Raw genomic sequence first — 22,035 nt, 5'->3', positions numbered from 1 at the left:
AAAAACAAAACGCAAGATGTGGTATCAATTTAAATTAAAAACACAATATCAGCCAATTCCTCGCACCTCAGCAAGCTTATCCAAAGCCCTTTGATACCCCTTAGCTTCACCGACCATATTCCGTGCCGTCCAGGCTATATTGTCCTTATCCTGAACGTGGCACATAACCTTAAGTAACCGCCAATCACAGAGATTTATCTTTCGCATGGTTTTGTTAAGTAAGGTTTTGTCGCGGTCCTCTTCGTCGGTCACCTCATACTCTGCAGAGGACGCAGTTGAGTACCCTGCAACGCCCTCAGAACGATAAACCTTCTCCATTAAATCAGTGAGCCACAAACCCACCTCTTTCCTGCGCTTGGCCTCGTTACCTGTTCCGAGATAACCATTTACGAACAACTGCTCAATAAGCGTAGGATACTCAACCGCTGCGCCTTTGCCGACAGTAAACCCGTTTGCACCGTAATGGTCTTTGATAATCATCCCGCCTCTTTTTCTGCGCTCTATCGTTCCTAAATCCTCAGCCATCCACCCTCACCCCTCCGCTTTCGTCAAATCGCCAAAGCTGCTCATCTGGCCTCGTTGGTGGCTTGATTTCACAATGCTCAACTGTTCTTCCATTTCCCGAGTTAGGATTTTCCGCACTTGATCAACTTCGTTCAGATGAACCAGTAGTTCGGACCACGTAGGCCACCACTTGTCTTTTCCCGCCTGCTTCAAAGCGTAAGCTGTGCAATCAGCCGCATAAGCTCCAAGCTCCTCGGCGTAGGTGTCTAATTGGATTTCTACCATTCCAGCCTGCTCGCTTCTGGTTGCCGTTAGCGCTCTGAGCTTCATCAAGCCTTTGATGATTTCCACTTGGCTAAGGGGTGTGGTCGATGATTTCAGGATGCCCAATGCTTCCGTTAGCTGCCCCGTCGTAGGTTTCCCACGGATTGTCACTTTCTCGATCACGTCCACTATCCCGCCGTTCTTCGGAAAGAGCGTCTTTCGCTTCAGCCCTATTGAGCACCCGAGAGTACGCTGCAAGGACGTCATTACCGCCCGGTCGTTGTCCTGAGGACTTGCTGCCAAAAGACGCGCTACGATTTTCACATTTTTTGATGACCCAACGTTTCCAAGTTCCGATCCACCCTGGGCGCTTGGTACTCTGGTCAAGCCAGTAGAGTTTGAATTCTTCCGCTGTGGTTCTGATCTCATCATCGGTCATTCCTTTTTCTCGGGCGTACTTGATGCAATCGGTGCAAAGCTTCCAATCTTCCGGTAGTCGGTAAGTTTTAGGCTTTGATTTTTCGGGATCTTTTTTGTTATCTTTTTTATCTAACTTGTTAGATTGTGGTTGTGGTTGTGGTTGCTTAAGCCCGGCTTCCATTTTGCTTCCGTTTTGCTTAGGCTTTGCTTGACCACCTTTTCGGCCCGCCGTTGATCTTTTTTCGTACATTTCTAATGACTTAGATATTTCTTCATCAATTCGGCTGTGGTGTAATTTCCCATCTTTTTGTTCGAAAAAACTCTCAACTTTTGGACGAATTTTCTTCCATTTTGTTTTAGTTTTTCTCACAATTTTTGATAAAATCGCATCATCATCAGGCAATGGCTCACCCTTAACCCAGTACTCAGAGATAAGTAAAAGGTAGGCCCCATGCTCTTCTGTAGATAGCTGCATCGTGTCTCTGAGGTAGTCGCCCCAAAACATCGGCATGAACGCACGGTTAGACATCTACGCCGCCCCCGTAACATACTCAGCATCGCCGCCAGACTTCCAAGCGAGAGACGACTTACATGTCTTACAAACCCGCTCACCTATCCACTCGCTTACAAACTTCTCGCGGCAATTAAGACAGCTTCTGGTCTTCTTTTGACCTGGATAGATTTTAGCCTTTGGTTTGGAATTAACAGGGTTTTTACCACTCACATTCGCGGGCTTTTTCTCGACGCGCTCCCGATCCACCAGAACATGAATAACGATGGTTTCAGGCTTCTTGTGCGACCCCTCAGTGCGAATTAATCCGTTTCTTTTGAGTTCGTGAATATGATTGCACCAAACCACCTTCCCCATCCCGAATGACGTTCTCGCCGTGTGGTAATTGATCTTCGGATACTGATAGTCACAAAGGTTCATAAAGACCTTGTAGCTAGATGGTCTTAATTGGATTTTGGTTTTATCCGTCATCACTTAACCTCATCCATCTCAAGCACCTTGCAACCAAACTGAATTGACACTGTGTCGTCGCTCCAAGCGCGCCAATCTGGATCCAGTTCAAGGCGAACATCGAAAATAACTTTCTCGCCCTTCATTAACCGCTTAGCGACACCGTTGCGCCCTCTGGTAATGTCCAGAGCTGCGTATCCGCTGCTTTTGATTTTGGTCTTGGTTTTATCGGTCATCACCCGCCCCTCTCTTTACCAAACAACTGTTGAAACTTGCTCATCCAGCCAACCGACTTGATAAGCCCCTCATCATTTGAGCGGTTATACTCTCTCAGGGCGTCGTGGGTGGCTTCTCTGAGTGGCGGGTATGTCTCGTGTTGCCGACGTTTATCGCCAGCCTCTAGGGCTTTGCGGTGCCGTCTGTGAAAATCGTTCCAATCGTTGCGCTGTTTCATTTCTCGCCACTCCCCACTATCCAAACAATTGTGTCTTCGCGGTCTTCGTACTCGATATCAACACCGCGCATTTTTCGGTCGTCGTCGGTTGCACCGATGGAAACAAGCACGTCAGAGATCGGCTTAACCAGGTTGTCGATATCGGCTTTTGTTACGTGCTGATTTACTCTGATTATGAGTTTGTACGGGCCTTCAATTTTACGCTTTAACTGGCCCTTGAATTCCCAAGCCAGAGCAGCAAACCAGATCTTGTATTCTTTGGTTTTAACCCGGCCCTTACCGCCAACATTCTTGTAGGCGTTGTTCAGGCTTATGGGTTTCGCTTGGGTTGTGTATGTGGCTTGGGCTAGGGTCATTCCGCGGCCTCCGCTTTAGGGGCTCGGCGCAAGTCTTCCACAGCCTGTATCCGCTCCCCAAGCCAACGCATAACCGGTTCAGGCATCGAATTACCTATAGCCTTATATCGAGGCCCATCAGGGCAAAGTTCAGCCGGCTTATTCCTGTATGGGATTTGTGTGTGGTTATCAGGAAGGCCTTGAAGGCGTTCGCATTCAACGGGGGTAAGGCGACGAACTGCCATTCCATCACGAACGTAACTGGTTTGTTTCATACCGGGATTTGCTGATAGAGCTCCTGCATATGGCATTTCTCTAAGTTCATCGCGTGAGTTTTGAGCAAAGGCGACTATGTTGGCTGATTTATCAGTACCCGTTGTCAGAGGTGCTGTTTTGTCGCCTTCTTCATATACGGCACCATCACCAGCGGTACGATAAGCAGTAATGAGATTTTCGCTTCCGGGTCCGACATCGCCACCAACTGCCCTTAGAGTGCCAATTCCTTCTGAATAGGTTCCGTGGCCTGATGATCTATGAGCAACAAATGTCTCAACTTCAAAGTCTTGTCGGCATCCTTTGGCGGTCAAAGTTGCGGCTACGTTAATCGGTCCGGAACAATTTCCACCTCCAAAGAACTCGGTGCCAACAAGACCCGCTCCACCTTGCGAAAATAACTCCTGATTACTCATAGCTATACCGCCACTCCCTCTAGCACTTTGGCATAAACTTGGGTGAGGTCCGCCTGACCAATGGCTTAACTTTGAAGTATCGGTAGTTATTGCGCCGATTGGAGTTCCAGCCCCACGGCTTCTTCCAAGGCTTGCTTCAAGCGTTCCGGCAATTTCTTGCCCCGCTTCTCTGCTCGGCGCAGAATTCCCGCACAGGCTGTGGCGCTCAAAAAGTACCGCTGCGGGATGGATTTCTTTTCCAAGATACCCGACAACGAACACACGTCTGCGGCGCTGTGGAACTCCGAAGTATTGAGCGTCAAGCACTCTGTATGCCCACTGAAACCCGAGTTCGCCCAACGCCCCGAGTAAGGAGCCAAAGTCCCTTCCTCCGTTACTGGATAAGACGCCGGGGACGTTCTCCCAAACCACCCACTTGGCCCCTGTTCGTTTAGCAAGGCGAAGAAATTCAAGGGCGAGGTTGCCACGGTCGTCATCCATTCCGCCTCTGAGTCCTGCGACTGAGAAAGACTGACAGGGGGTTCCTCCGACAAGAAGGTCAATTGATTCATATTCGTCACCTTTGATAGTCGTGAAATCGCCGTGTAATGGCACATCTGGCCAGTGGTGTTGCAGTACAGCTCTTGGGAATTTTTCTATTTCGGAAAAGAAAGCTGGCTTCCACCCCAAAGGTTCCCAAGCAACTGTTGCCGCCTCGATGCCTGAACAAACTGAGCCATATGTGAAGGGCCTTTGCATCAGATCATACCCAACGCATGTTTATAAACGTCAATAAGCTCGTCTAGCTCCAAGCGCTCTTGCTGCTCAATCTTCCGAAGACTTACAATCTTCCGCATGATTTTGGTGTTGAAACCAAGAGACTTCGCCTCGGAATAAATCTCTTTTATATCATCAGCGATTGCCTTCTTCTCTTCCTCTAATCTCTCCACACGCTCTATAAACCCACGAAGACGATCAGCAGTTACGCCGTTGATTTCTCCGCCTGGAATTGGCTCTAGTCGTGTCTCTGGACGCATTTCTTTTTCAACAAACGCCTCTTCTTGGCCTTCTTGGATATCGATACCTTGATTTTCGTCTAACATTGATTTTCCTAAAAAGCTGGCGGACCACACTCAAACCGCCACAGTTAACAGGGAGACTGCCGTTGTTTTCGGGGGAGAGCCACAACGGCAAAAGGCTTGGGGTGTTACTCGGCTACTTTCAAAGGAGCGATCCCCATAGCAACCTCTACGTCCTTAACTGCTGCGTCGATCTGCTCTCGAATATCCATAAGCTCTTTGATGACAACGGCCCCGTCGTTTTGGGAAACCCGCTCGTCACGAATTGAAGAAAAAGCACTGAGGGCCTCGCCAAATTCCATTGCCAATGAGGCCATACGATCAGAGCGATCACATGGGGTGTGTTCCGGTGCCAATGCCCTATCAATTTGCTCTTGATAAGAAGCTAAGATCGGTGGCTTACCTTCGCCTTGCGTCATTGCTGCAACGTCAATTGCTAGAGCCATTTGTAGTGACAGGTTTTTATCTGAATCTGGATCTGCTGACTGATAAACAAAGCTGGCAGACCGCCCAATAAGAGAAGCGCAACTTTCCGCGCTCAAGGCAGCTATAGCCTTAACAATTCCAGCTTCAAAAGAGTTCGGCGTTCTTGTTTTCATGTAAAATCAAACCTCTATTACACTGGATTTGTTGATCATTTTCCGCGCACTCTTCACCGCATCAGGACACACAGCGGAGTACCAATCATGAGAAACGACGCGAACTGCATCAGACGCCCGACCGAGATTATTTCTGCGGCAATGTTTGCGTTGCAGGATCTTGAAGCCAGCAGCAAAGACATTGCGGATCACGTCACGGCACACGCTGCACGGAATGCGATTAGGCAGTTGAGCGAGGCGGAACACGGGTTGATGGTTCATGCTGCGTCGCTTCCGGGGTTCTTTGGGGTTAGTTGAGGTGGATAACTCACTCACCACCCTGAACCTTCTTGCTAAGTTCACGAGCGGCGCGGATTATTTCTGCGTCCTTCGTGCCAAGGATGAAGTCGGCGTACTGACGGGCAATTTTCTCAATCTCTCGGGAGTTGCTGCTGATAGTGTTAGCCAATTTCAAGCACTCAAGGCGAATTTCATAGTCACTCATTCTGCTGCTCCTTTTGGGGTGTCGTAGTTCATTAGTGGCATTGCATAAGCACTTTTTTACGCCGCTCTTTCTCTATCCGACGAGCTTCGGCCCACGCTTCTTCGTCTGAAAAAACCTTTTGAAAGGTCTCATATGTATCAATGCTGCATCCTTTACCTTCTTCCAACTTTTTGAAGAAGCCGCCGCCATTCACAACAATTGTAGAGAGACGCGAGAGGCTTATGCCCTGTTCGGTACAGAAATTTTCAGCATCAGAAATCAACTTTTGCTTAAGATTCATCTTTCTTCCTTCGGTTAATTTACCAATAAGATGCGGCTTATTAACCGTAATGTCAATGTTAATTTACCGCATGACGTATTTTTTTAATGCGGTAAAATCGCCATATGGAAAATGAAGGTATGATTCGACGCATAGACCAAAGACTTAAAGATCTTGGCTTGTCGGAAAGGGCAGCCAGTTTTGATGCGACATCAAAACATGATGCCATTAGAAACATTAGACGGGACAGATCCCCGAGGATTGAAACCGTTATAGGCCTAGCTAAAACGCTCAAAGTATCAGTTGAGTGGCTATCGACTGGCGAGGAATCATCATCAACCCCACCCCTCCCAAGTAACGTTGTTGCTATAGGTCGCGAACCTGATATGGGTGCCGTGACAACGGTTCGAGAGATTGACGTGCGCGCGGGTATGGGTGGCGGCGGCGAGGCTGGCGTTGACTACTGGCATGATGAAAACGGTAACAGCTTTCCAAGAGACGCCGTCAAAGAGCAATGGCAGTTCCCGACAGAGCACATTCGAGTCAAACTTAGTACCCCGCCTGAGAAAGCCGTGATCATTGAGGTCGAGGGCGATTCAATGTCGCCTACTCTTCATTCTGGCGATCACGTTATGATCAATACAGCGGATACACGCCCCTCGCCTCCAGGTATCTTTGCAATCAACGATGGACTTGGGCTGGTAGTCAAGCGTTTGGAGTTCATTCCGCATTCAGAGCCTATGACTTGCCGGGTGAGTTCTGATAATAAACATCATACTGAGTATGAGCGCAGCGCAGAAGAGTTACAGGTAATTGGGCGTGTGGTTTGGTTTGGGAGGAAGGTTTAATTGTGTCTTTAGTTGATTTTAATTTTTTTGTGATTAAATTGAGTGTAGGCTAATGAAGTGGCCTGATTTTAACTTTTTAAAGATCTTTGGGTCGGACGACTATAAAATATACGCTCTCACAATCGTTTGTTTCACTTTCTTCATGTGCTACACAATTAAGCCATTATTAAAGTTTATTAAAGAAGATAGAAGCGACCGTAGACGGTGCAGAGCAGAAGAGATCGCCTACAAAGATGCCTACAGTAAGGCTAGAATCAAGTTATTTGGAGAGGAGTTAGATCTAAATGATTGAAATTGCAATAATTCTTCTAACATTACTAGGTTCTTTTTGCTTAAAAAAATATGCCAAATGGGGCTTATTTAGCGTTGCTCAAAGGCGAGAGCATCGTGAAAAATTCTACGCGATATCTTACCAACTTATTGAGTCGGAAAAGATCACACCAGAATTATTGGAACGGATCAACCTGTACTCTGAAACGCTTGGCAACAAAAGGGCTATTGACTTAGTAATTTCTGCGTTATCCGAAGTCGTGAGAGATAAAAAAACAATCCCTGCAACCCCGCGCCCGGATATCCCCCCAGAAATAGAGGAGGATTGGTCCTTGTTAAACTATCATTGGGTAAGGTCTGTCATGGCGAGGCCAAGCCTAAAAGGTTTAGTCGCCTTTGGCTTATTCCTAAAGATAACTGTTCTTGATAAGGAAATTAAAAATGCCGCCCCACATATCGCCAAGTCCTATGCTAGACAACATCTGACAGCCGCTTAAAATTAACCCCCAGCCTTTAAGCCGGGGGTTAATCACAATCAACAAAGCGTGTTCGGTTTATCCGACACGCTATTTTTTTATACTAAAACCCCCAAATCTCTAAGAGAAAAATGCGTGAATAGTTTTTCGTCCCGACCGCCAGTCTCTTTTTTTAAACTCACCTTCTTTTTTTTACTCAGATCAATACCTGAAACACTGAGTTTATTTAGTTTTTGCTCAATGGTGAGGGTCTGTGATCGTCAAAATGAATGTTGCTTTTACCCATATTGCACGTATCGCAAAGAACTTGAAGGTTGTCTTTTTCTAACGCCAAATCAGGAAATTTTGATATAGGCTTAATATGGTCCACAACTATTCTGTCATGCTCAGGGCCGGATCCGCACAACATACATTTATTGCCGTATTCTAATATCACTGAATACCTTAACTTCTTCCAATCCCACGATGCATAAAACGCCTTCATTTCCTCTCTTGTTTTCTTTGCTTCTCTAGATGCTTTTTTCTTAGCTATGGCTATTGGACACACATTTTCTTCCGTTCCCTCTAGCCACGCCACCATATCAGATACCATATCACCCTGATCGAAAGCTCTGATTTCGTCGCCCACATGCTCCAGCCACCTCTTATAAAGAAGGCCAACGCGAACATTCCTATTTGTTGTGCGTGCGCCCTCCCTACTCATTCGATTAATTATCTTTAATTTTCCATCAAAATAATTCTTAGGATAGCCGCTTTTAGTTTTCTTTCTTGCCATCGGATTATCCTTACTTCCCAAACCATATGAGGCGATCAACGAATCGCTGATAAGGGCTTTATGCCTTATGTGCGGATTATTGACAACATTAAATGCGGTTATTTGACATTATTTTGTTGACGCGGCTTTTTAACCGCATTACATTACCCTTATCGAACGAAGAACAACGATAGGGATTAGCGAGATGGTAAGCATTCAAGAAGCAACAGTACCTTTCACTTGGGATTATGATGTTGATGGTTTTTTTATAACCAGCTTTGAGGTTGTCGCGACAGTTGTTGTTGCTGATAACCGCCCTGTGATTACTGGGCTACAGATGATTGGCAATAAGCCCTATCCGAGCAAAGAGACTTCATTGAGCGACCTGCCAGACACGCTAAAGGGTCTTGCTTTTGATGATCTATCTAAAAACCGTCGCTTCCTCGCTGATGCTACAGAAAGCCTCGAAGGCGTTGGACATGTCTTTGATGATGAAAACTCCTTTGGAGCTCTGTTCGTGCAGCCTTTCTCTGAAATGTTCGGCGTTCGTGAGGCGACACAATGAAGGCCCTAGAACTCATGGCAAAGGGGGCGTTAGTCGCCTCCACTGCATTCCTCACAGTCCTAATCTTCTTCGCGTGGCTTTCGGGCATAGAAGACCCCCTTGCGTTTCTTTTGCAAATTGAACGAGGGCTTTAAGCCTCGATATTGGAGACAATCAAATGATAAGATTTGACATTAAACACCGCTTTACGGGCTCAGTCCTCTTTACCGCAGAAATCGACTGTTACGATAACGAAAGCACACTGATAAAACTTGGCCTGTCGGTCAAGTGGGCTATCAAAAACAACGCCAATCTCAGGGGTGCCGATCTCAGGGGTGCCGATCTCGGGGGTGCCGATCTCAGGGGTGCCGATCTCTGGGATGCCAATCTCAGGGGTGCCGATCTCGGGGGTGCCGATCTCAGGGGTGCCGATCTCTGGGATGCCGATCTCGGGGGTGCCGATCTCAGGGGTGCCGATCTCTGGGATGCCAATCTCAGGGGTGCCGATCTCAGGGGTGCCGATCTCGGGGGTGCTCCGAAACTAACCAGCATTCACCAAAAAGTCTTCGCCGCATCGTCCTTAGAAAACGCACTGGACATGACGGATTGGCACACATGCGAGACAACGCATTGTCGTGCTGGGTGGGTCGTCACTCTGGCTGGTAAGGAAGGCAAGAAGCTGGAAGATAAGATAGGAACACCTGCCGCAGCGTTAGCGATTTATGCGGCCTCTGATCCTGAATATTTCACCCGTGACGGAATTCCAGACTTCTACACAGATGACGAAACCGCGCTTGCCGATATGAAACGGTTATCTGATATCGAGGGTGCCAAAGCGGAAGGCTCAGCCGATGCCTAGCGTTTCTCGTGATATCGGAAACCCTCAGCCCGGTTACTTCAAGACCCGCCTTGTCAAAAATGGCCCTTGGGTTGCCGCTCGTATCTGGCGGGAATGTGAATGCACCATAGGTGGTGGCATTCCCCATATCAGCCGCCCAAGTTGTGATCGTGCAGGCTGGCTCATGGCTGAGGCGAACGGCGTAGAAGCCGACCCCTTCAAGGTTTGGATCAATACATCGATCACTAAAGAAGAATTCGAATACTTCACGGCAACAAAGCAGTGGGCCGAAGAGAGCGCCCCCTTTATGCCGGAAGCAAACCCACGCAAAGCCGTTGACCTCAACGAGTTACCTGTCCCAACATTCTAAGGATTTACAGCCATGGATTATCAAGCCGCCGAAGCAGGCCACAACAATCCCCCCTCAGATGCAGCAATTTTAACCGACCTTCTCAAAGAAAAGTACGACGGCATTGAGGGTCGCGTTGCTCAACTCTATGAAGCAGCTCACAAGGTTCCAAAAGTTGAGAGCGCAGAAGTTGCCGACAAGGTAACAACCCTTATCAAGCAGATTGCTGTTGCAGATAAGAACGCTACCAAATGCAAAGGCGATGAAAAGCGCCCTCACTTGGACGCAAACAAAACCATTGAAGCTTATTTTAAGCCGTTCGGTGAAGCTCTTAAAACTGCAAAGACCATCGCAGGCCAAAAGCTAACAACCTACCAAGTAGAGCAACAACGCCTTGCTTCTGAAGCTGCCGACAAAGCCCGAAAGGAGGCCGAAGCGAAAGCCAAAGCAGAACAAGAAGCAGCCAGCAATGAAGTCGAAAAGCAGCGTGCAGATAAGGCCGCTGAAAAGGCTTCTACGATCAAAGCTGCCGACACCTCTGTGCGCACCGATTACGGCCAGACTGCCAGCCTTCGGACAAAGACCGTCTTTGCAATCGAAGATCGGAGCAAAGTCACAGCGGTCCTCCTGCAATACCTGTCAGACGATGACATTCTAAAAGCCGCACGCGCAGCTCATGCCGATGGAATTACAGAAATTCCCGGCGTAAGCGTCACCAAAGAACAACAAGCGGTAGTGAAATAATCATGAGTGAACATCAAAATATTATTCCAGTTGTAGCTCCAAGCAATAGCCCTATGGCTGCATACACTGACGCGGGCCTGTTCACCCAGATGCAGCGCGCCGGAAATATGCTTTCAAGCTCTCAACTCGTGCCTAAACACCTCCAAGGCAAACAGGCCGATTGTACGCTTGTTTGCATTATGGCTTTAGATATGCAGATCAACCCAATTATGTTGGCCCAAAATATCTACTTTGTTCATGGATCTCCGGGCTGGAAAACAACTTACCTTATCAGCCGCGCCAACCAGTGCGGAAAGCTCGCGCACCCTATCCGGTTTGAAACCGAGGGCGAAGGCGAAGCAATGAAGGTAACAGCAATTGCAAAACTCAAGGATGAGTTTGGCGGTAACGAGATTAAGCAAACTGTCAGCTTCAAAATGGCAAAAGCGGAAGGCTGGACCAGCAACTCTAAATACAAATCGCTGCCGGAGCTTATGCTTTCCTACCGTGCCGCTACCTTCCTTATTCGCCTCAACATGCCTGAAGTTATGTTCGGTATGCACTCAAGCGACGAGCTGGACGACATGCAAGCCAACGGTGAACTAAGAGCTGATCCAAGCGGGACTTATAAGCCACAGCTACAACCTTCAACCGCTCAAAAACCAAAGAAGCCCGAGCCAAAGATGGTTGACGTTTCAGCCGAAGAAGTGCCGAGCTTTGACGAACCTGAAGATCTCTCGTGGACCGCTACGGATTGGAACGGTGAGGTTATTGAGTGCGCCAGTGAGGACGAACTGGAAGATAAGGTGATCAAACTCATTCAAGACGCGCCTGATCGTGCGACAGGCTACGCCATGCTCGAAAACCTCAAAAGTCCAGACACGATTGATGCTTACGAAGCTGCGTGGCCTCAAGAAGACGTAGCCCAATAACCAACCTCCAAAACCTCCAGCAAAGGGCGGGATGATGAGAGTTAAATGAGCAAAGAACTACAAGCCGCCTTAGCCGCAGTCTCAGCAATGCCGGAGACAGAGCGACGTGTCAGAGAAGTTTTCGAGAGGAAAGATTATGAGTAAGCAGGATGGGAAAGGTTGTTACGTCGCGCTCGAAGGATTGACCGATGAGCAACACCTTAACATTTGTAGAAAGTTTGCCGATTTAGGTGCTGATCTCACTAAGGATGAATCTAAATGGCGCTCGAATTGGAGAAAGTATAATTTTATAGGATGGGGTTCGATGTCCTCTGAAGTCTTGTATATGTCTGACGTGCAGCCTCTCGGGTGTGCATCTACGGTCATTACATACGAAGATCTTATGGCCTTGAACACCCGCACCAGCCCCGAGGGTGACCATAGTGTCGGCGTCAACGAATTAGTTGGAAGGCTCGTGTCAACAAGTGTGGATATTTCAGTAAACTTTGACGGCCCAGAGTTTGAAACTGAGCGCGAATATGGTGGGTTGATGGGTGAAGCTGTTGAGTTAATCCAAAGCCAGCAAGCCGAGATTGAGACTTTAAGGCTTGCAAAAGACATGGTCGCTTTGACTGCAAAAATATCAGACCAACATAAAAAAGAATTAGATAAAGACGTTTCCAAACTCCAGGCGCGCGTCAAAGTGCTGGAGGGGGCTTTAAAGTGTATGGTCGATAATTTCGACACGGCGTTTTGCATGGTCGAAGATGGAAAACCTGGTGAAGGGCATGAGTACATAGCTGGTGCGATGAGTATGGCTAAACAAGCCCTATCCAGCACAAAGGAACTCGCCTCCAAAGCCAGTGAAGCCAACGAGGACAGCGCGAACCTATCAACAAAAGCAAAAGTCATAGCCTTTACTTACTTTGCGAATGCCAGAAGCTCGCTGTCATTTGACCGCCCGTGGCTGATTCACCCTTCAGTATGCGACGCTCTGACTGAGCTTGTTGAGGGCGGATATATAACAAAAACTCCGCGCAACCACTATATAAATTGCCCTGTGGACTACACCCCAACTGAAAAGATAAGAGAGTTGCCGCGACCACATTTTGATTGGTTATCGGAGAATGGGGATTTCCCAATGACAATGCCGGAGGGCGAGTGATGTATAAGATATGTAGTTTTTTAAAGGCGTTTTTCTGCCTAAACCACAAAATGAAAAAGACGGGTACTGCCGATTGCATCCATTATTTCACTATCCCTGTGCTTAAGTGTGGGTCCTGTGGGTACACGAAATACATAAATAATTGCCCAAAGTGCAGGGCAGGTCGCGGAGATCGCCAATGACTGAAACGCAAATGGCGCTCGTTCCAAAAGTGGCTACGGATGAGATGCAGAATATCAAACTAAAATTCACATGTGGCGGACAGGTCACTTACCAAGATATTTACGATGCCATGATCCAAGCCAGCCCCAACGCCGGGAAGGTCACGCCGGAGAGGGTCGAGGCTATAGCTAAAATCGTCGCAAGTGTAGGCTGTAAAAATTGTCGTGAGAAGTGGCAGTTATATCGAGATGACGCCGTTGAGATCATCAAAGAACTCAGGCTGGAGGTGCAAGGTGAGTGAGTTTAATAGAGAACGAATTTTCACTTACTCCGAAACGTGGGGTCCATTTTCATGTGAAGCCCCAAACTGTAAAATTATGGCATGGTCCGTTGTTGTCTCTCAAGGAGAGTTAGACCAACTAGAGCAAGCTTACAAAGGCGATAGGTGGGAAATGCACAGAGCTGCATTAAAGGGGGAAGGCAAGGCCTTTTGCGGGGATTGTCGCTCTAATTTCATAGAAAAACAGCAAGGCGGTGCGGGATGAGTGAAGAAACACACGTCGACGACTTTATTGATTACGGAAATATATCAGAGCGTGGTCGAGAAGACCGCAACGCCTCATATGCAAGATGGGTTCTAGCACAATTCAGATTTCCTGCATCACTCAGAATGTCTGTTGATGAGTTTGTACTTCAACATAAACTGTTTTGTAATTTTGAGGGTAAGAGATACCGAGTAACTGGCGCTAGCCGCATGGGCGATATTTGGCTAACGGATAATTTCAATCAATCGCAAGGCTACCAGAAAAGAGTTGCTGTTGATGATTGTAGCAATTGGGGTAGAGAAAAAGAACAGCGGGAGGCGGAGTAGATGAAGGCATCAATCGACCCCAGGTATCTTCGCCAGACCACCGCACAGCACTATTTAAGCTGCTCTGAAGCCTGTTTGAAACGCTTGATCAAGGATGGATATATTACACCAAAATACATCCCGACAGACAAACAGCCCCGCATCGATCGCGAAGAGATAGATCAGCTCATGAAGGGGAAAGATAAGGACGCGACCAAGATTTTAAGCGCGGACGCAATCGTTGACGAGTTCTTGGAACAGATGGACTAATGAAAATCAACCTCAAGCACATACATAGGGTTAAAAAGAAGACCTCAAAGGGGCATAAGTATTACTATTACCACCGCTTTACCCGTGCGCGCCTCCCCAATGATCCGAATTCTGTTGAATTCATGGTGGCTCTCGAAGAGCAATCCAGATTTGGCCGGCCAAAAGAAGGCACTCTTGGTCAGTTGATTGAGGAGTATAAGGCAAGCCCTGAGTTTACTCAGCGCAGTAAGAATACCAAAAGCAATTACGTTACTCAGATGGAAAAATTAAAGCCTTTAACAGACCTGCCTATTCGTGGGCTAACACGGGCGCATTGTAAGAAAATTCAAACCAAATACTCAGACAAGCCTTCGACAGCAAACCTCATCGTGTCCGTCATAAGTAACTTGATGAGGTTTGCCATTGATATGGAGTATAGGACTGATAATCCGGCGCGAGGAATCAAGAAACTTGAGACAGGCGAATATCGCCCATGGACGGATGATGAATTTAAGAGATTCCTTGTGGGCGCTTCAAAAACTCTCAGTATGAGCGCTGCTTTAGGCTTGTTCACAGGGCAAAGAGTCTCTGATTGTTTGAAAATGAAGTGGGACGACTTTGCTGATGGTCTTATCTTTGTCAAACAGCAGAAAACAGGGATTGAATTGCATATCCCTTGTCACCCAATTTTATTAAAAAAATTAAGCAGCGTCCCGATAGAAGAAAGAGGCGTGTACATCGTCGATAGGACAAAGGATAAGCCTTACAGCCGTAGCCACTTCACTAATTTATTTATCGCGCATAGGAGCAAAATAGGGCTACCAAAAGATCTTCATTTTCACGGGCTAAGAAAGTCATCCGCTGTGGCCCTTGCCGATGCGGGCTGTACTGAGCGCCAAATAATGTCTATAACCGGACACAGCTCAGTTGAAATGGTTTCGCATTACGTTAAGAAATTGGACCAAAAAAGACAAGCAAAGCAGGCTATGAACAAGCTTGCTAAAGGCAACAAATTGTAAACTTTTGTATAAATACGGTAAACTCACAATATTTTTTACACTAAATTCAACGAGATACGCGATACAATGCTTAACCTTTAGTTAAGTATTAACTTTTATTTATATTTTTTGATAATATTTACTATATCTATACAATAAGCCGTTTTATAATATTCGGCACAAACTATAAAAATTTGTATTATTAATATAAATTTCAACTTTTAATCGTAATATATAAAAGCGGTCTTAAATAACTATTTCTCTATAACAGATACGGCTACCTCCTTTGTTTAAACACACACTCTCTATCAAGTTCGTCACAGGAATGATCTAGTAAAGACCTCAGTTCACTAACCGTCATTACACTTTGACAGATACGGCGGTAAGCCCCGCTTTTATAACACTCTGGTTTCTTAAACAGTTGGCATAAAAACCGAAGGATAATTATGGGACCAAATAAACATGAGACACCCATGCCAATAAAACCCAAGGATAACCATAGTAAAATTGACGATACGCTCTATTTTATAGCTCAACGCGGGTGGAAAAAATCTACCGACGACTTTTTTGTTGCTTTAGTCACACATCTAGCAGAATCCCTAAATGTTGCTTACGCATTTGTCGATAAATTCGATCCTTTAGACAATAATTCCGTACAAACTATTTCTCTTTATGCCCAAGGAAAAATAACCGAAAATGTTACTTATTCTCTTAAAGGAACACCTTGTGAGAATGTAATAGGGAAGACACTTTGCTGTTATACAGAGCAAGTACAGAAAATATTTCCAAAAGACGAATTACTTGTAACAATGATGGCTGAAAGTTACGTCGGCATCCCTCTATGGGATTCTAAAGGGGAAGCCATAGGTCTCATTGCCCTTATGGATGATAAGCCGCTTGTCGAGACAAAACTCGCTGAAACCTTATTGCAGATCGTGGCCGTTCGTGCAGCAGCAGAGCTTGAAAACCAAGCCGCAGAAAACGAGCTCCATGCCAGTGAAGAAAGATTTAAACGAACCTTTGAACACGCAGGCGTTGGCATAGCTCATATCTCTCTAGACGGAAACATATTGCTCGTGAATAACCGTTTTTCCAGTATCATCGGTAGAGATAAAGACGTTCTCGCAACCACACCGATAAGCAGTATTACTCATCCATCAGACAGAGATAAAAACAAAAATAATCTTAATAAACTAACATCAAATACCCAAGAAATATCAATAGAAGATCTGAGATATTTATGCGAGGACGGAAACATTGTTTGGGTCACACAGACCACAGTCCTTAACCGTGAAGAAAGTGCACAAGATTACTTCATTGCAATCATTGAAGACATCGGAGAGCGAAAAATTAATGAGAACCAACTGATTCAAGCAAAAAAAGCTGCTGAAGAAGCCAGTAAGGCCAAAACTTCTTTTTTACAAAACATGAGCCATGAAATTAGAACACCATTAAACGCTATTATTGGTTTTACAGAAGCAATGAGCATGGAAATATTGGGCAAAGAACCAATGCTATATCGTGATTACGTTCAACACATACATCAAAGTGGTGAACACTTGTTGGAACTAATCAATGATATGCTGGATTTGTCAAAAATAGACGCGGGATTATTGACCTTAGACTTGAGTGATGGTGATCCATTAAACCTTGTCAATGAAGCCGTAAACATGATGTCAAAAATCGCAGTACTAAATACCGTAAGCGTCGTTCAAGATATAAATATTCCCGAACATTTTCTAATACAACTTGATAAGCATCGTTTCAGACAAATCGTTATTAATTTATTGGGTAATGCAATAAAATTTTCTGAGGGTAAAGAAGTTACAATTCAACTAGATCATCAAGAAAAAAATTTAATTTTAAGAGTGATTGATCAAGGCATTGGAATGGCTTCTGAAGACATTCCAATAGCTCTTACTCCCTTTGCCCAAATAGAACGAGACCACATGAGTAAACGTTATGAAGGATCGGGATTAGGTCTTCCGATTACCAAACAGCTCGTCGAGTTACATGGTGGTAAAATGTCAATAGAAAGCGAGTTGGGAAAAGGAACAACTGTAACCGCAATATTTTAAACACTGCATCCCCGTAAGATACGACAAATATTTCAAATTTACCTAATTTGAAATTTATCTTTTTTTTGTAAGTAGAAACTACCTACCAAATGTACCAGTGAATAGTTTTTATCCACTTCTGGACAAGGTGCTATATCCCATATCCAATACTGATCTGCCTTATCAATAACCAGACCAAAAAGAGCATTTTCTCTATCTGTCTTCTTTTTACTATGATCCCGTGGGACAAAATGTTGTTCCAGGTCAGTTAATAGTAAAACTGTGGCCTTACAACTTTCTAGCCAATTCAAGTGGGAAAGAATGAGGGAACGGCAAAAGAGGTCAATCGCCTCAGAAGACGTCTCGCCCTCTAACCCCTGAATCTTATTTCTGATATTAAAAGGAAGTTGAGACATTAGATTGCATGAAATTACGAGATCTGCACCGCATAACACATCTATTGGAGGAGTCAGGTTTAATTTCTCCAGATTGATGGCCTCTCCACTTTCAAATAAATAATCAATGGTTCCTGTGACATCTCTTTCCAATAACTTTATCTGCGGGTATTTCTGAGCTCGTTTTATGATAGATCCAAGAAAAATAACATCGACGAGATGAATTTCTTTGAATTCCGAAAGTAAAAATTTAAGTGGAATATCATACCCGGAGCCTGCACCAAGAATAACAATACGCTTCCGCCCTTTGGTTTTTCTTACTGCGTTAATAATTTCTTGTTGGGATTTTTTTAAATGATCGGCCCAAGCCGATTTGCATCGTTTATGCCGGGCTTCGATCGCAATTGCTTCTTTTAAATACCCGAGACGCCTATACTTTCTTTGACACTTGGCAAAGATATAACTAAGCGCCTCGGACAACATTTATTTAACTCAAATTATTAATTTATTAAGGGTAATCACAGCGGTCACCAACAACTTGAACAAACCCTCTAGCACCAGTATTTATAGAAAAGCGGTATTCTGATTTATTAACCACAACGGATTGATGAAGTGGTAATTTTCCACTGAGTTTTACCTGTTTTCCCCCAATAATGGTAAAAACAAAATCGAGTGATTTTGCTGGATCGTACCACGCCTCAACTTTGTTTTCAGCGTTAAAAGCGGACACACCATTAGCAGTGATCGTAACCCCTCCACGCGCAAAACTGACATTATCATTCACACCGGTATAGATCGGCGTGTTCACATAGAAACGTTTCGTAACAGGATTATTGTCACATGCTTGCTCATTTTCAGCACTCGAGATCAAGAATCCCAAACGATCCAGTGAAACACCATTACTGATTTTTTCCTGTAAATTGGTCACAATCACCTTAAGCTCACCTGTTGGAACGTCACTTCGGTAGCGACCTTCCCATTCAGAAGCGATCTGTTTTGTATTCACCAACTCAGCCTTGAGCTTATCCCTCAAGTCCACCAGAGCTTGAACAGTCTGCTCGAGTTCGTTGTTTTTATCGTTAAGTTTAACAACATCTTTTTTAGCAAGGTCCTGACCAACTTTATAAGAATACCAGCCAGCAGCCCCTATCAAAATGAGTGCAATCATCCACTTAAATAGAGCCCAACGAAAATTATGTGAGCGACGGCGGCGAGTTTCACGAAGGCCGAGAGACATCGAAATTACTATCCATACAAAATGTGTTAAGGTCGGTCTGTCCCAAAAAGACAAATCCAACCGTTGATATACCTCAATAGTACGTGATGGCAACTTTAAATTATTTCCAGTTATTATCCAAGGGATCGGAATAATGGATTTTAATTTAAAAGCCGTTTACTATCAGAAATACGATTAACTGCCTTTTTATCATACCTGAATAAGAGAAAATATGCGTCAGTTGTGTCCATTCCATGGCAAATTGTTAAACATAATATCAAGCAGGTAGGTCGATGAGAATGAAGGAAACCCAATGTCAAATGAAGATATAAAAGAAGAAGTCCTTAAAAGTTTAAAAACTATCAGAGATAAATTGGATCCCGATGTCCTCAAGGAAATAGAACTAAGGATGAAGGGACAAGTCCCTTATGATAAAGAGTCGGCGCATAAAGCCGTTGAGCTATTTTTACAAGGCCGTCATGATCAAGGGGCTTTCGCAGAAAAAATAATCAAAGCCCTAAAAAACAAAGGCGAAGCCTAATTTCAATTTTATCACCGACGATAAGCCAGCTATTATAAATATGGTTGTTAACACCCATCAGTAAAACGAAACAGGTTAAGAAGATTTCCAAACATATTGTAATAATAGGCGGTGGCCCTGCTGGTTTAATGGCAGCTCATCAACTTTTAGCCTTTGGCCATCAAGTGTCACTATATGAATCCAAGCCCTCTCTAGCTAGAAAATTTCAATTAGCTGGCAGAGGGGGACTTAATCTCACACATAGTGAAACCCTCGACACTTTTGCAACCAAATATTACGAAAACTCACCTTTCTTTGCCCCCTTGCTTGATCAATTTACCCCCACTGATCTGAGGACGTTTTGTCAGGCTTTGGGGCAAGAGACCTTTGTTGGCTCTAGTGGACGAGTATTCCCCAATAAATTAAAAGCTACCGAACTTCTTCGCGAGTGGATAATAAAACTCAATGCTAATGGGTTGAAAATTTATACCCGACACCGATGGCTGGAATTTGGTGACAATAACGATCTACTGATTTTAAATGACAAAGATGTTCCCGAGAAAATCTCATATGATGCTGCCATCTTTGCACTGGGCGGCGCAAGTTGGCCACGCATGGGATCGGATGGAACCTGGGTCAATAAATTTGCAAAAAAGAATGTAGAGATTACCGCTTTACGACCAGCAAACTGTGGCTTTGAAACAAACTGGCCACCTCAGATATCTTCAAAGGTTTTTGGACACCCACTCAAGAACATATCTATATCCTTGGACGAAAAGTTTGTTAAAGGCGAAATCATGCTCTCAAATTACGGTTTAGAAGGCGGTGCCATCTATGCCCTGAGTAAGACGATTAGAGAAAAAATTGATAAAAATGGTCAAGCACAAATCCTCATTGATATCAAGCCCAGTCATTCGCCTGAAAAAATTGAACATCTACTTTCTCATCGAAATAAAAATAACTCCTTAAGCCACTTTCTAAAACAGGAACTTCACCTCTCTATCCCTGTCCTAGAACTCTTGAAGTCCTATAGTACAAGAGATGAATTCAATTCTCCAGCAGCTCTGGCAGGATTACTTAAAAAACTGCCTATCACACTTACAAAGCCTAGACCGCTGGAACGAGCGATTTCAACAGCAGGCGGTATTAAGTTTTCCTCCTGTGACAACAATTTGATGCTAAAGCAACTGCCTGGCATTTTTGTTACAGGTGAAATGCTTGATTGGGAAGCTCCAACAGGGGGATACCTGTTACAGGGATGCTTTTCAATGGCTGTACATGTCGCCAAGGCTGTAAACAAATATCTTATTTAGCAGCCCCAATCCAAAGATGCATCAACGAACAAGGGCCTGCATTTTTATGCAGGCCCTTGGCAAATTTAGTATAGAAAAAGCTATTTAGCTAAGATCGCCGCGTACAGCTTTAAGCAAGATGGAGGAATACTCTTCAGGGGTAAATTGAATTGGATTTCCCCCTGCTGAAGGATCTTGGGTTGCCAGGACACCAATCTCATCAATACGCTCTTCATCAATTCCGATTGCAGATAAAGCATTTGGAATATCAAGCGTCGTGCGAAGATCAAGAACCCACTGTAAGAAACCATCAAAAGAGGCATCTGCCAGATCGAGACAGCGTGCAAGATAGGCTGTACGTTCTTCAATTACAGATCGATTGGCAATCAGTACATAAGGCATCAAAATAGCATTCAGCATGCCATGATGAGCGTCGTAAATCCCCCCAAGTGGGTGCGCCAGCGCGTGCATGCCACCAAGACCTTTTTGGAAGGCTGTCGCCCCCATACTTGATGCAATCATCATATCAGACCGCGCGACCAAATCAGTGCCTTCTTCGACAGTTTTCACCAGTGATTTCTGGATCAAACGAATACCTTCAACAGCAATACCATCTGCCATCGGGTGGTACCCTGGAGCACAGAAAGCTTCGAGATTGTGTGACAGAGCGTCCATACCGGTTGCCGCAGAAAGCTTTGCTGGTAGGCCAACAGTTAATTCTGGATCATCAATAACAACTGATGGCATCATCTTCGCATGGAAAATGATTTTTTTAATGTGCGTTTCTTCGTGTGTAATAACAGATGCACGGCCAACTTCGGAACCCGTACCAGAAGTTGTTGGTACAGCAACGATTGGCGCAATCTTGTCTGCGTTTGCGCGTGTCCAGTTATCGCCAACATCTTCAAAGTCCCAAAGAGGGCGATCTTGGCCAACCATCAACGCAACAGCTTTAGCAGCATCTAGACCACTACCACCACCGAAAGCAATAACGCCGTCATGGTTTCCGGCGTGATAATAAGTCACACCATCGTCGATGTTTTTTCCGACTGGATTAGGCTTGATGTTACTAAAAACATCACACCCAAGACCATCAGCTTTACAAGTTGCAACAACATCAGCAACCATTGGTAAAGCAGCAAGACCTGCATCGGTAATCAAAAGAGGATTACTCATACCAAGGCTACGGCATACTTCTGCAATTTCTTTAATTCGGCCGACGCCGAAACGGACAGCTGTTGGATAGTTCCAATTGCCCTTCATATGTTCGATAGTTTCGCTCACGGTTATTCTCCGTTTAAGGTGGAAGGCGTTACGCTTTGCGCGTATTTTGCTTATGTGCCCGATCTTATGATCCGACCAAAGATATCTAAGGCAAAAAAATAAAAATA

Annotated in this window: 33 protein-coding genes and 1 pseudogene; 18 read left to right on the top strand and 16 right to left on the bottom strand. The window is 45.1% G+C overall.

The features are described 5' to 3' along the window. Positions 1-48: 48 nt before the first annotated feature. The 10 genes from ACFSKO_RS16375 to ACFSKO_RS16330 all read right to left on the bottom strand — a co-directional run bounded on the left by ACFSKO_RS16375 (position 49) and on the right by ACFSKO_RS16330 (position 5,284). Positions 49-525 (bottom strand): hypothetical protein, encoded by a 477-nt coding sequence (locus ACFSKO_RS16375; RefSeq protein ID WP_380253603.1) that lies wholly within the window; start codon positions 523-525, stop codon positions 49-51. 6 nt (positions 526-531) lie between these two features. Next, entirely contained in the window at positions 532-837 is a 306-nt protein-coding gene (locus ACFSKO_RS16370; RefSeq protein WP_380253601.1) for a hypothetical protein, read from the bottom strand. Between the two features lie 22 nt (positions 838-859). After that, complete coding sequence (locus ACFSKO_RS16365; protein WP_380253599.1) at positions 860-1,717, bottom strand: YdaU family protein; 858 nt, start codon at positions 1,715-1,717, stop codon at positions 860-862. After that, positions 1,718-2,170 carry a hypothetical protein gene (locus ACFSKO_RS16360; protein WP_380253597.1) on the bottom strand — a complete coding sequence of 151 codons (453 nt, stop codon included), beginning with the start codon at positions 2,168-2,170 and terminating at the stop codon, positions 1,718-1,720. Continuing rightward, positions 2,170-2,385 carry a hypothetical protein gene (locus ACFSKO_RS16355; protein ID WP_380253595.1) on the bottom strand — a complete coding sequence of 72 codons (216 nt, stop codon included), beginning with the start codon at positions 2,383-2,385 and terminating at the stop codon, positions 2,170-2,172. The genes ACFSKO_RS16360 and ACFSKO_RS16355 overlap by 1 nt, the downstream gene beginning before the upstream one ends. Further along, the gene (locus ACFSKO_RS16350; RefSeq protein WP_380253593.1) at positions 2,385-2,603 is read right to left on the bottom strand and encodes a hypothetical protein; all 219 of its coding nucleotides are present in this window, start codon (positions 2,601-2,603) and stop codon (positions 2,385-2,387) included. Before ACFSKO_RS16350 ends, ACFSKO_RS16355 begins: the two co-directional genes overlap by 1 nt. Beyond that, positions 2,600-2,959, bottom strand: coding sequence for a RusA family crossover junction endodeoxyribonuclease (locus ACFSKO_RS16345; protein WP_380253591.1), 360 nt, complete (start codon positions 2,957-2,959; stop codon positions 2,600-2,602). The genes ACFSKO_RS16350 and ACFSKO_RS16345 overlap by 4 nt, the downstream gene beginning before the upstream one ends. Then, positions 2,956-4,365, bottom strand: a complete 1,410-nt coding sequence (gene dcm / locus ACFSKO_RS16340) for a DNA (cytosine-5-)-methyltransferase (protein WP_380253589.1) — start codon at positions 4,363-4,365, stop codon at positions 2,956-2,958. The genes ACFSKO_RS16345 and dcm overlap by 4 nt, the downstream gene beginning before the upstream one ends. After that, a complete protein-coding gene (locus ACFSKO_RS16335) occupies positions 4,365-4,709 on the bottom strand; it encodes a DUF2312 domain-containing protein (protein ID WP_380253587.1) in 345 nt (114 codons plus the stop codon). Before ACFSKO_RS16335 ends, dcm begins: the two co-directional genes overlap by 1 nt. Positions 4,710-4,813: 104 nt before the next feature. Beyond that, the gene (locus ACFSKO_RS16330; protein ID WP_380253585.1) at positions 4,814-5,284 is read right to left on the bottom strand and encodes a hypothetical protein; all 471 of its coding nucleotides are present in this window, start codon (positions 5,282-5,284) and stop codon (positions 4,814-4,816) included. A gap of 87 nt (positions 5,285-5,371) precedes the next feature. Between ACFSKO_RS16330 and ACFSKO_RS16325 the strand changes: the two genes are divergently transcribed. After that, the gene (locus tag ACFSKO_RS16325; RefSeq protein WP_380253583.1) at positions 5,372-5,581 is read left to right on the top strand and encodes a hypothetical protein; all 210 of its coding nucleotides are present in this window, start codon (positions 5,372-5,374) and stop codon (positions 5,579-5,581) included. A gap of 10 nt (positions 5,582-5,591) precedes the next feature. Here the strand turns inward: ACFSKO_RS16325 and ACFSKO_RS16320 are convergent, their stop codons facing one another. Together ACFSKO_RS16320 and ACFSKO_RS16315 are read right to left on the bottom strand one after the other, a co-directional pair. Beyond that, complete coding sequence (locus ACFSKO_RS16320) at positions 5,592-5,768, bottom strand: hypothetical protein (RefSeq protein WP_380253581.1); 177 nt, start codon at positions 5,766-5,768, stop codon at positions 5,592-5,594. A 31-nt stretch (positions 5,769-5,799) separates the two neighbouring features. Next, positions 5,800-6,048 carry a hypothetical protein gene (locus tag ACFSKO_RS16315; protein ID WP_380253579.1) on the bottom strand — a complete coding sequence of 83 codons (249 nt, stop codon included), beginning with the start codon at positions 6,046-6,048 and terminating at the stop codon, positions 5,800-5,802. A 119-nt stretch (positions 6,049-6,167) separates the two neighbouring features. Between ACFSKO_RS16315 and ACFSKO_RS16310 the strand changes: the two genes are divergently transcribed. Next, positions 6,168-6,875, top strand: coding sequence for a S24 family peptidase (locus ACFSKO_RS16310; protein ID WP_380253577.1), 708 nt, complete (start codon positions 6,168-6,170; stop codon positions 6,873-6,875). A 284-nt stretch (positions 6,876-7,159) separates the two neighbouring features. Further along, on the top strand, positions 7,160-7,642 hold the full coding sequence (locus ACFSKO_RS16305) for a hypothetical protein (protein ID WP_380253575.1): 483 nt from the start codon (positions 7,160-7,162) through the stop codon (positions 7,640-7,642). A 205-nt stretch (positions 7,643-7,847) separates the two neighbouring features. Here ACFSKO_RS16305 and ACFSKO_RS16300 read toward each other — a convergent pair whose 3' ends face one another. Further along, complete coding sequence (locus tag ACFSKO_RS16300) at positions 7,848-8,396, bottom strand: HNH endonuclease (RefSeq protein ID WP_380253573.1); 549 nt, start codon at positions 8,394-8,396, stop codon at positions 7,848-7,850. Positions 8,397-8,580: 184 nt separating this feature from the next. Between ACFSKO_RS16300 and ACFSKO_RS16295 the strand changes: the two genes are divergently transcribed. From ACFSKO_RS16295 to ACFSKO_RS16235, 13 genes and pseudogenes are all read left to right on the top strand, one after another. Beyond that, entirely contained in the window at positions 8,581-8,940 is a 360-nt protein-coding gene (locus ACFSKO_RS16295; RefSeq protein ID WP_380253571.1) for a hypothetical protein, read from the top strand. Positions 8,941-9,097: 157 nt separating this feature from the next. Further along, positions 9,098-9,412 (top strand): annotated as a pseudogene (locus ACFSKO_RS16290) (pentapeptide repeat-containing protein); the annotation flags it as partial. Positions 9,413-9,517: 105 nt separating this feature from the next. Next, complete coding sequence (locus ACFSKO_RS16285) at positions 9,518-9,778, top strand: hypothetical protein (protein ID WP_380254464.1); 261 nt, start codon at positions 9,518-9,520, stop codon at positions 9,776-9,778. Next, entirely contained in the window at positions 9,771-10,127 is a 357-nt protein-coding gene (locus tag ACFSKO_RS16280; protein ID WP_380253569.1) for a hypothetical protein, read from the top strand. Before ACFSKO_RS16285 ends, ACFSKO_RS16280 begins: the two co-directional genes overlap by 8 nt. Before the next feature lie 12 nt (positions 10,128-10,139). Then, positions 10,140-10,850 (top strand): hypothetical protein, encoded by a 711-nt coding sequence (locus tag ACFSKO_RS16275; RefSeq protein WP_380253567.1) that lies wholly within the window; start codon positions 10,140-10,142, stop codon positions 10,848-10,850. A gap of 2 nt (positions 10,851-10,852) precedes the next feature. Continuing rightward, positions 10,853-11,761, top strand: coding sequence for a recombinase family protein (locus ACFSKO_RS16270; protein ID WP_380253565.1), 909 nt, complete (start codon positions 10,853-10,855; stop codon positions 11,759-11,761). Positions 11,762-11,897: 136 nt separating this feature from the next. Next, a complete protein-coding gene (locus ACFSKO_RS16265; RefSeq protein WP_380253563.1) occupies positions 11,898-12,905 on the top strand; it encodes a hypothetical protein in 1,008 nt (335 codons plus the stop codon). 178 nt (positions 12,906-13,083) lie between these two features. After that, positions 13,084-13,368 carry a hypothetical protein gene (locus tag ACFSKO_RS16260; RefSeq protein ID WP_380253561.1) on the top strand — a complete coding sequence of 95 codons (285 nt, stop codon included), beginning with the start codon at positions 13,084-13,086 and terminating at the stop codon, positions 13,366-13,368. Next, the gene (locus ACFSKO_RS16255; protein WP_380253559.1) at positions 13,361-13,612 is read left to right on the top strand and encodes a hypothetical protein; all 252 of its coding nucleotides are present in this window, start codon (positions 13,361-13,363) and stop codon (positions 13,610-13,612) included. Before ACFSKO_RS16260 ends, ACFSKO_RS16255 begins: the two co-directional genes overlap by 8 nt. After that, positions 13,609-13,938, top strand: a complete 330-nt coding sequence (locus ACFSKO_RS16250) for a hypothetical protein (RefSeq protein ID WP_380253557.1) — start codon at positions 13,609-13,611, stop codon at positions 13,936-13,938. The genes ACFSKO_RS16255 and ACFSKO_RS16250 overlap by 4 nt, the downstream gene beginning before the upstream one ends. After that, positions 13,939-14,187 (top strand): helix-turn-helix transcriptional regulator, encoded by a 249-nt coding sequence (locus ACFSKO_RS16245; RefSeq protein ID WP_380253555.1) that lies wholly within the window; start codon positions 13,939-13,941, stop codon positions 14,185-14,187. Next, a complete protein-coding gene (locus ACFSKO_RS16240; RefSeq protein ID WP_380253553.1) occupies positions 14,187-15,185 on the top strand; it encodes a tyrosine-type recombinase/integrase in 999 nt (332 codons plus the stop codon). Before ACFSKO_RS16245 ends, ACFSKO_RS16240 begins: the two co-directional genes overlap by 1 nt. 452 nt (positions 15,186-15,637) lie before the next feature. Further along, positions 15,638-17,242 (top strand): sensor histidine kinase, encoded by a 1,605-nt coding sequence (locus ACFSKO_RS16235; RefSeq protein WP_380253551.1) that lies wholly within the window; start codon positions 15,638-15,640, stop codon positions 17,240-17,242. A 38-nt stretch (positions 17,243-17,280) separates the two neighbouring features. Here the strand turns inward: ACFSKO_RS16235 and ACFSKO_RS16230 are convergent, their stop codons facing one another. Together ACFSKO_RS16230 and ACFSKO_RS16225 are read right to left on the bottom strand one after the other, a co-directional pair. Next, positions 17,281-18,099 (bottom strand): hypothetical protein, encoded by an 819-nt coding sequence (locus tag ACFSKO_RS16230; RefSeq protein ID WP_380253549.1) that lies wholly within the window; start codon positions 18,097-18,099, stop codon positions 17,281-17,283. A 25-nt stretch (positions 18,100-18,124) separates the two neighbouring features. Further along, positions 18,125-18,853, bottom strand: coding sequence for a hypothetical protein (locus ACFSKO_RS16225; RefSeq protein WP_380253547.1), 729 nt, complete (start codon positions 18,851-18,853; stop codon positions 18,125-18,127). 292 nt (positions 18,854-19,145) lie between these two features. On the opposite strand from ACFSKO_RS16225, the gene ACFSKO_RS16220 reads away from it, so the two are divergent. Both ACFSKO_RS16220 and ACFSKO_RS16215 read left to right on the top strand, forming a co-directional pair. Continuing rightward, the gene (locus tag ACFSKO_RS16220; protein ID WP_380253545.1) at positions 19,146-19,373 is read left to right on the top strand and encodes a YjbQ family protein; all 228 of its coding nucleotides are present in this window, start codon (positions 19,146-19,148) and stop codon (positions 19,371-19,373) included. A gap of 44 nt (positions 19,374-19,417) precedes the next feature. Further along, positions 19,418-20,665 (top strand): BaiN/RdsA family NAD(P)/FAD-dependent oxidoreductase, encoded by a 1,248-nt coding sequence (locus ACFSKO_RS16215; RefSeq protein ID WP_380253543.1) that lies wholly within the window; start codon positions 19,418-19,420, stop codon positions 20,663-20,665. An 84-nt stretch (positions 20,666-20,749) separates the two neighbouring features. On the opposite strand, the gene ACFSKO_RS16210 is transcribed toward ACFSKO_RS16215, so the two are convergent. Continuing rightward, complete coding sequence (locus ACFSKO_RS16210; protein ID WP_380253541.1) at positions 20,750-21,928, bottom strand: iron-containing alcohol dehydrogenase; 1,179 nt, start codon at positions 21,926-21,928, stop codon at positions 20,750-20,752. Positions 21,929-22,035: the final 107 nt, after the last annotated feature.

Origin of the sequence: Kiloniella antarctica (assembly GCF_042682825.1) — a bacterium.
Classification (GTDB): domain Bacteria; phylum Pseudomonadota; class Alphaproteobacteria; order Kiloniellales; family Kiloniellaceae; genus Kiloniella; species Kiloniella antarctica.
Note: the sequence above shows the minus strand (reverse complement) of the source record. Positions and strands in the feature narration are given on the sequence as shown.

Bases quoted from the DNA above. Each gene is read 5' to 3' on its own strand.
- ACFSKO_RS16275 (WP_380253567.1), top strand. From the start codon at position 10,140: ATGGATTATCAAGCCGCCGAAGCAGGCCACAACAATCCCCCCTCAGAT.
- ACFSKO_RS16230 (WP_380253549.1), bottom strand. From the start codon at position 18,099: ATGTTGTCCGAGGCGCTTAGTTATATCTTTGCCAAGTGTCAAAGAAAG.
- ACFSKO_RS16375 (WP_380253603.1), bottom strand. From the start codon at position 525: ATGGCTGAGGATTTAGGAACGATAGAGCGCAGAAAAAGAGGCGGGATG.
- ACFSKO_RS16305 (WP_380253575.1), top strand. From the start codon at position 7,160: ATGATTGAAATTGCAATAATTCTTCTAACATTACTAGGTTCTTTTTGC.
- ACFSKO_RS16265 (WP_380253563.1), top strand. From the start codon at position 11,898: ATGAGTAAGCAGGATGGGAAAGGTTGTTACGTCGCGCTCGAAGGATTG.
- dcm (WP_380253589.1), bottom strand. From the start codon at position 4,365: ATGCAAAGGCCCTTCACATATGGCTCAGTTTGTTCAGGCATCGAGGCG.
- ACFSKO_RS16320 (WP_380253581.1), bottom strand. From the start codon at position 5,768: ATGAGTGACTATGAAATTCGCCTTGAGTGCTTGAAATTGGCTAACACT.
- ACFSKO_RS16315 (WP_380253579.1), bottom strand. From the start codon at position 6,048: ATGAATCTTAAGCAAAAGTTGATTTCTGATGCTGAAAATTTCTGTACC.
- ACFSKO_RS16365 (WP_380253599.1), bottom strand. From the start codon at position 1,717: ATGTCTAACCGTGCGTTCATGCCGATGTTTTGGGGCGACTACCTCAGA.
- ACFSKO_RS16345 (WP_380253591.1), bottom strand. From the start codon at position 2,959: ATGACCCTAGCCCAAGCCACATACACAACCCAAGCGAAACCCATAAGC.
- ACFSKO_RS16360 (WP_380253597.1), bottom strand. From the start codon at position 2,170: ATGACGGATAAAACCAAAATCCAATTAAGACCATCTAGCTACAAGGTC.
- ACFSKO_RS16240 (WP_380253553.1), top strand. From the start codon at position 14,187: ATGAAAATCAACCTCAAGCACATACATAGGGTTAAAAAGAAGACCTCA.
- ACFSKO_RS16225 (WP_380253547.1), bottom strand. From the start codon at position 18,853: ATGTCTCTCGGCCTTCGTGAAACTCGCCGCCGTCGCTCACATAATTTT.
- ACFSKO_RS16285 (WP_380254464.1), top strand. From the start codon at position 9,518: ATGACGGATTGGCACACATGCGAGACAACGCATTGTCGTGCTGGGTGG.
- ACFSKO_RS16335 (WP_380253587.1), bottom strand. From the start codon at position 4,709: ATGTTAGACGAAAATCAAGGTATCGATATCCAAGAAGGCCAAGAAGAG.
- ACFSKO_RS16295 (WP_380253571.1), top strand. From the start codon at position 8,581: ATGGTAAGCATTCAAGAAGCAACAGTACCTTTCACTTGGGATTATGAT.
- ACFSKO_RS16300 (WP_380253573.1), bottom strand. From the start codon at position 8,396: ATGGCAAGAAAGAAAACTAAAAGCGGCTATCCTAAGAATTATTTTGAT.
- ACFSKO_RS16310 (WP_380253577.1), top strand. From the start codon at position 6,168: ATGATTCGACGCATAGACCAAAGACTTAAAGATCTTGGCTTGTCGGAA.
- ACFSKO_RS16245 (WP_380253555.1), top strand. From the start codon at position 13,939: ATGAAGGCATCAATCGACCCCAGGTATCTTCGCCAGACCACCGCACAG.
- ACFSKO_RS16350 (WP_380253593.1), bottom strand. From the start codon at position 2,603: ATGAAACAGCGCAACGATTGGAACGATTTTCACAGACGGCACCGCAAA.
- ACFSKO_RS16355 (WP_380253595.1), bottom strand. From the start codon at position 2,385: ATGACCGATAAAACCAAGACCAAAATCAAAAGCAGCGGATACGCAGCT.
- ACFSKO_RS16260 (WP_380253561.1), top strand. From the start codon at position 13,084: ATGACTGAAACGCAAATGGCGCTCGTTCCAAAAGTGGCTACGGATGAG.
- ACFSKO_RS16270 (WP_380253565.1), top strand. From the start codon at position 10,853: ATGAGTGAACATCAAAATATTATTCCAGTTGTAGCTCCAAGCAATAGC.
- ACFSKO_RS16325 (WP_380253583.1), top strand. From the start codon at position 5,372: ATGAGAAACGACGCGAACTGCATCAGACGCCCGACCGAGATTATTTCT.
- ACFSKO_RS16250 (WP_380253557.1), top strand. From the start codon at position 13,609: ATGAGTGAAGAAACACACGTCGACGACTTTATTGATTACGGAAATATA.
- ACFSKO_RS16235 (WP_380253551.1), top strand. From the start codon at position 15,638: ATGCCAATAAAACCCAAGGATAACCATAGTAAAATTGACGATACGCTC.
- ACFSKO_RS16220 (WP_380253545.1), top strand. From the start codon at position 19,146: ATGTCAAATGAAGATATAAAAGAAGAAGTCCTTAAAAGTTTAAAAACT.
- ACFSKO_RS16280 (WP_380253569.1), top strand. From the start codon at position 9,771: ATGCCTAGCGTTTCTCGTGATATCGGAAACCCTCAGCCCGGTTACTTC.
- ACFSKO_RS16330 (WP_380253585.1), bottom strand. From the start codon at position 5,284: ATGAAAACAAGAACGCCGAACTCTTTTGAAGCTGGAATTGTTAAGGCT.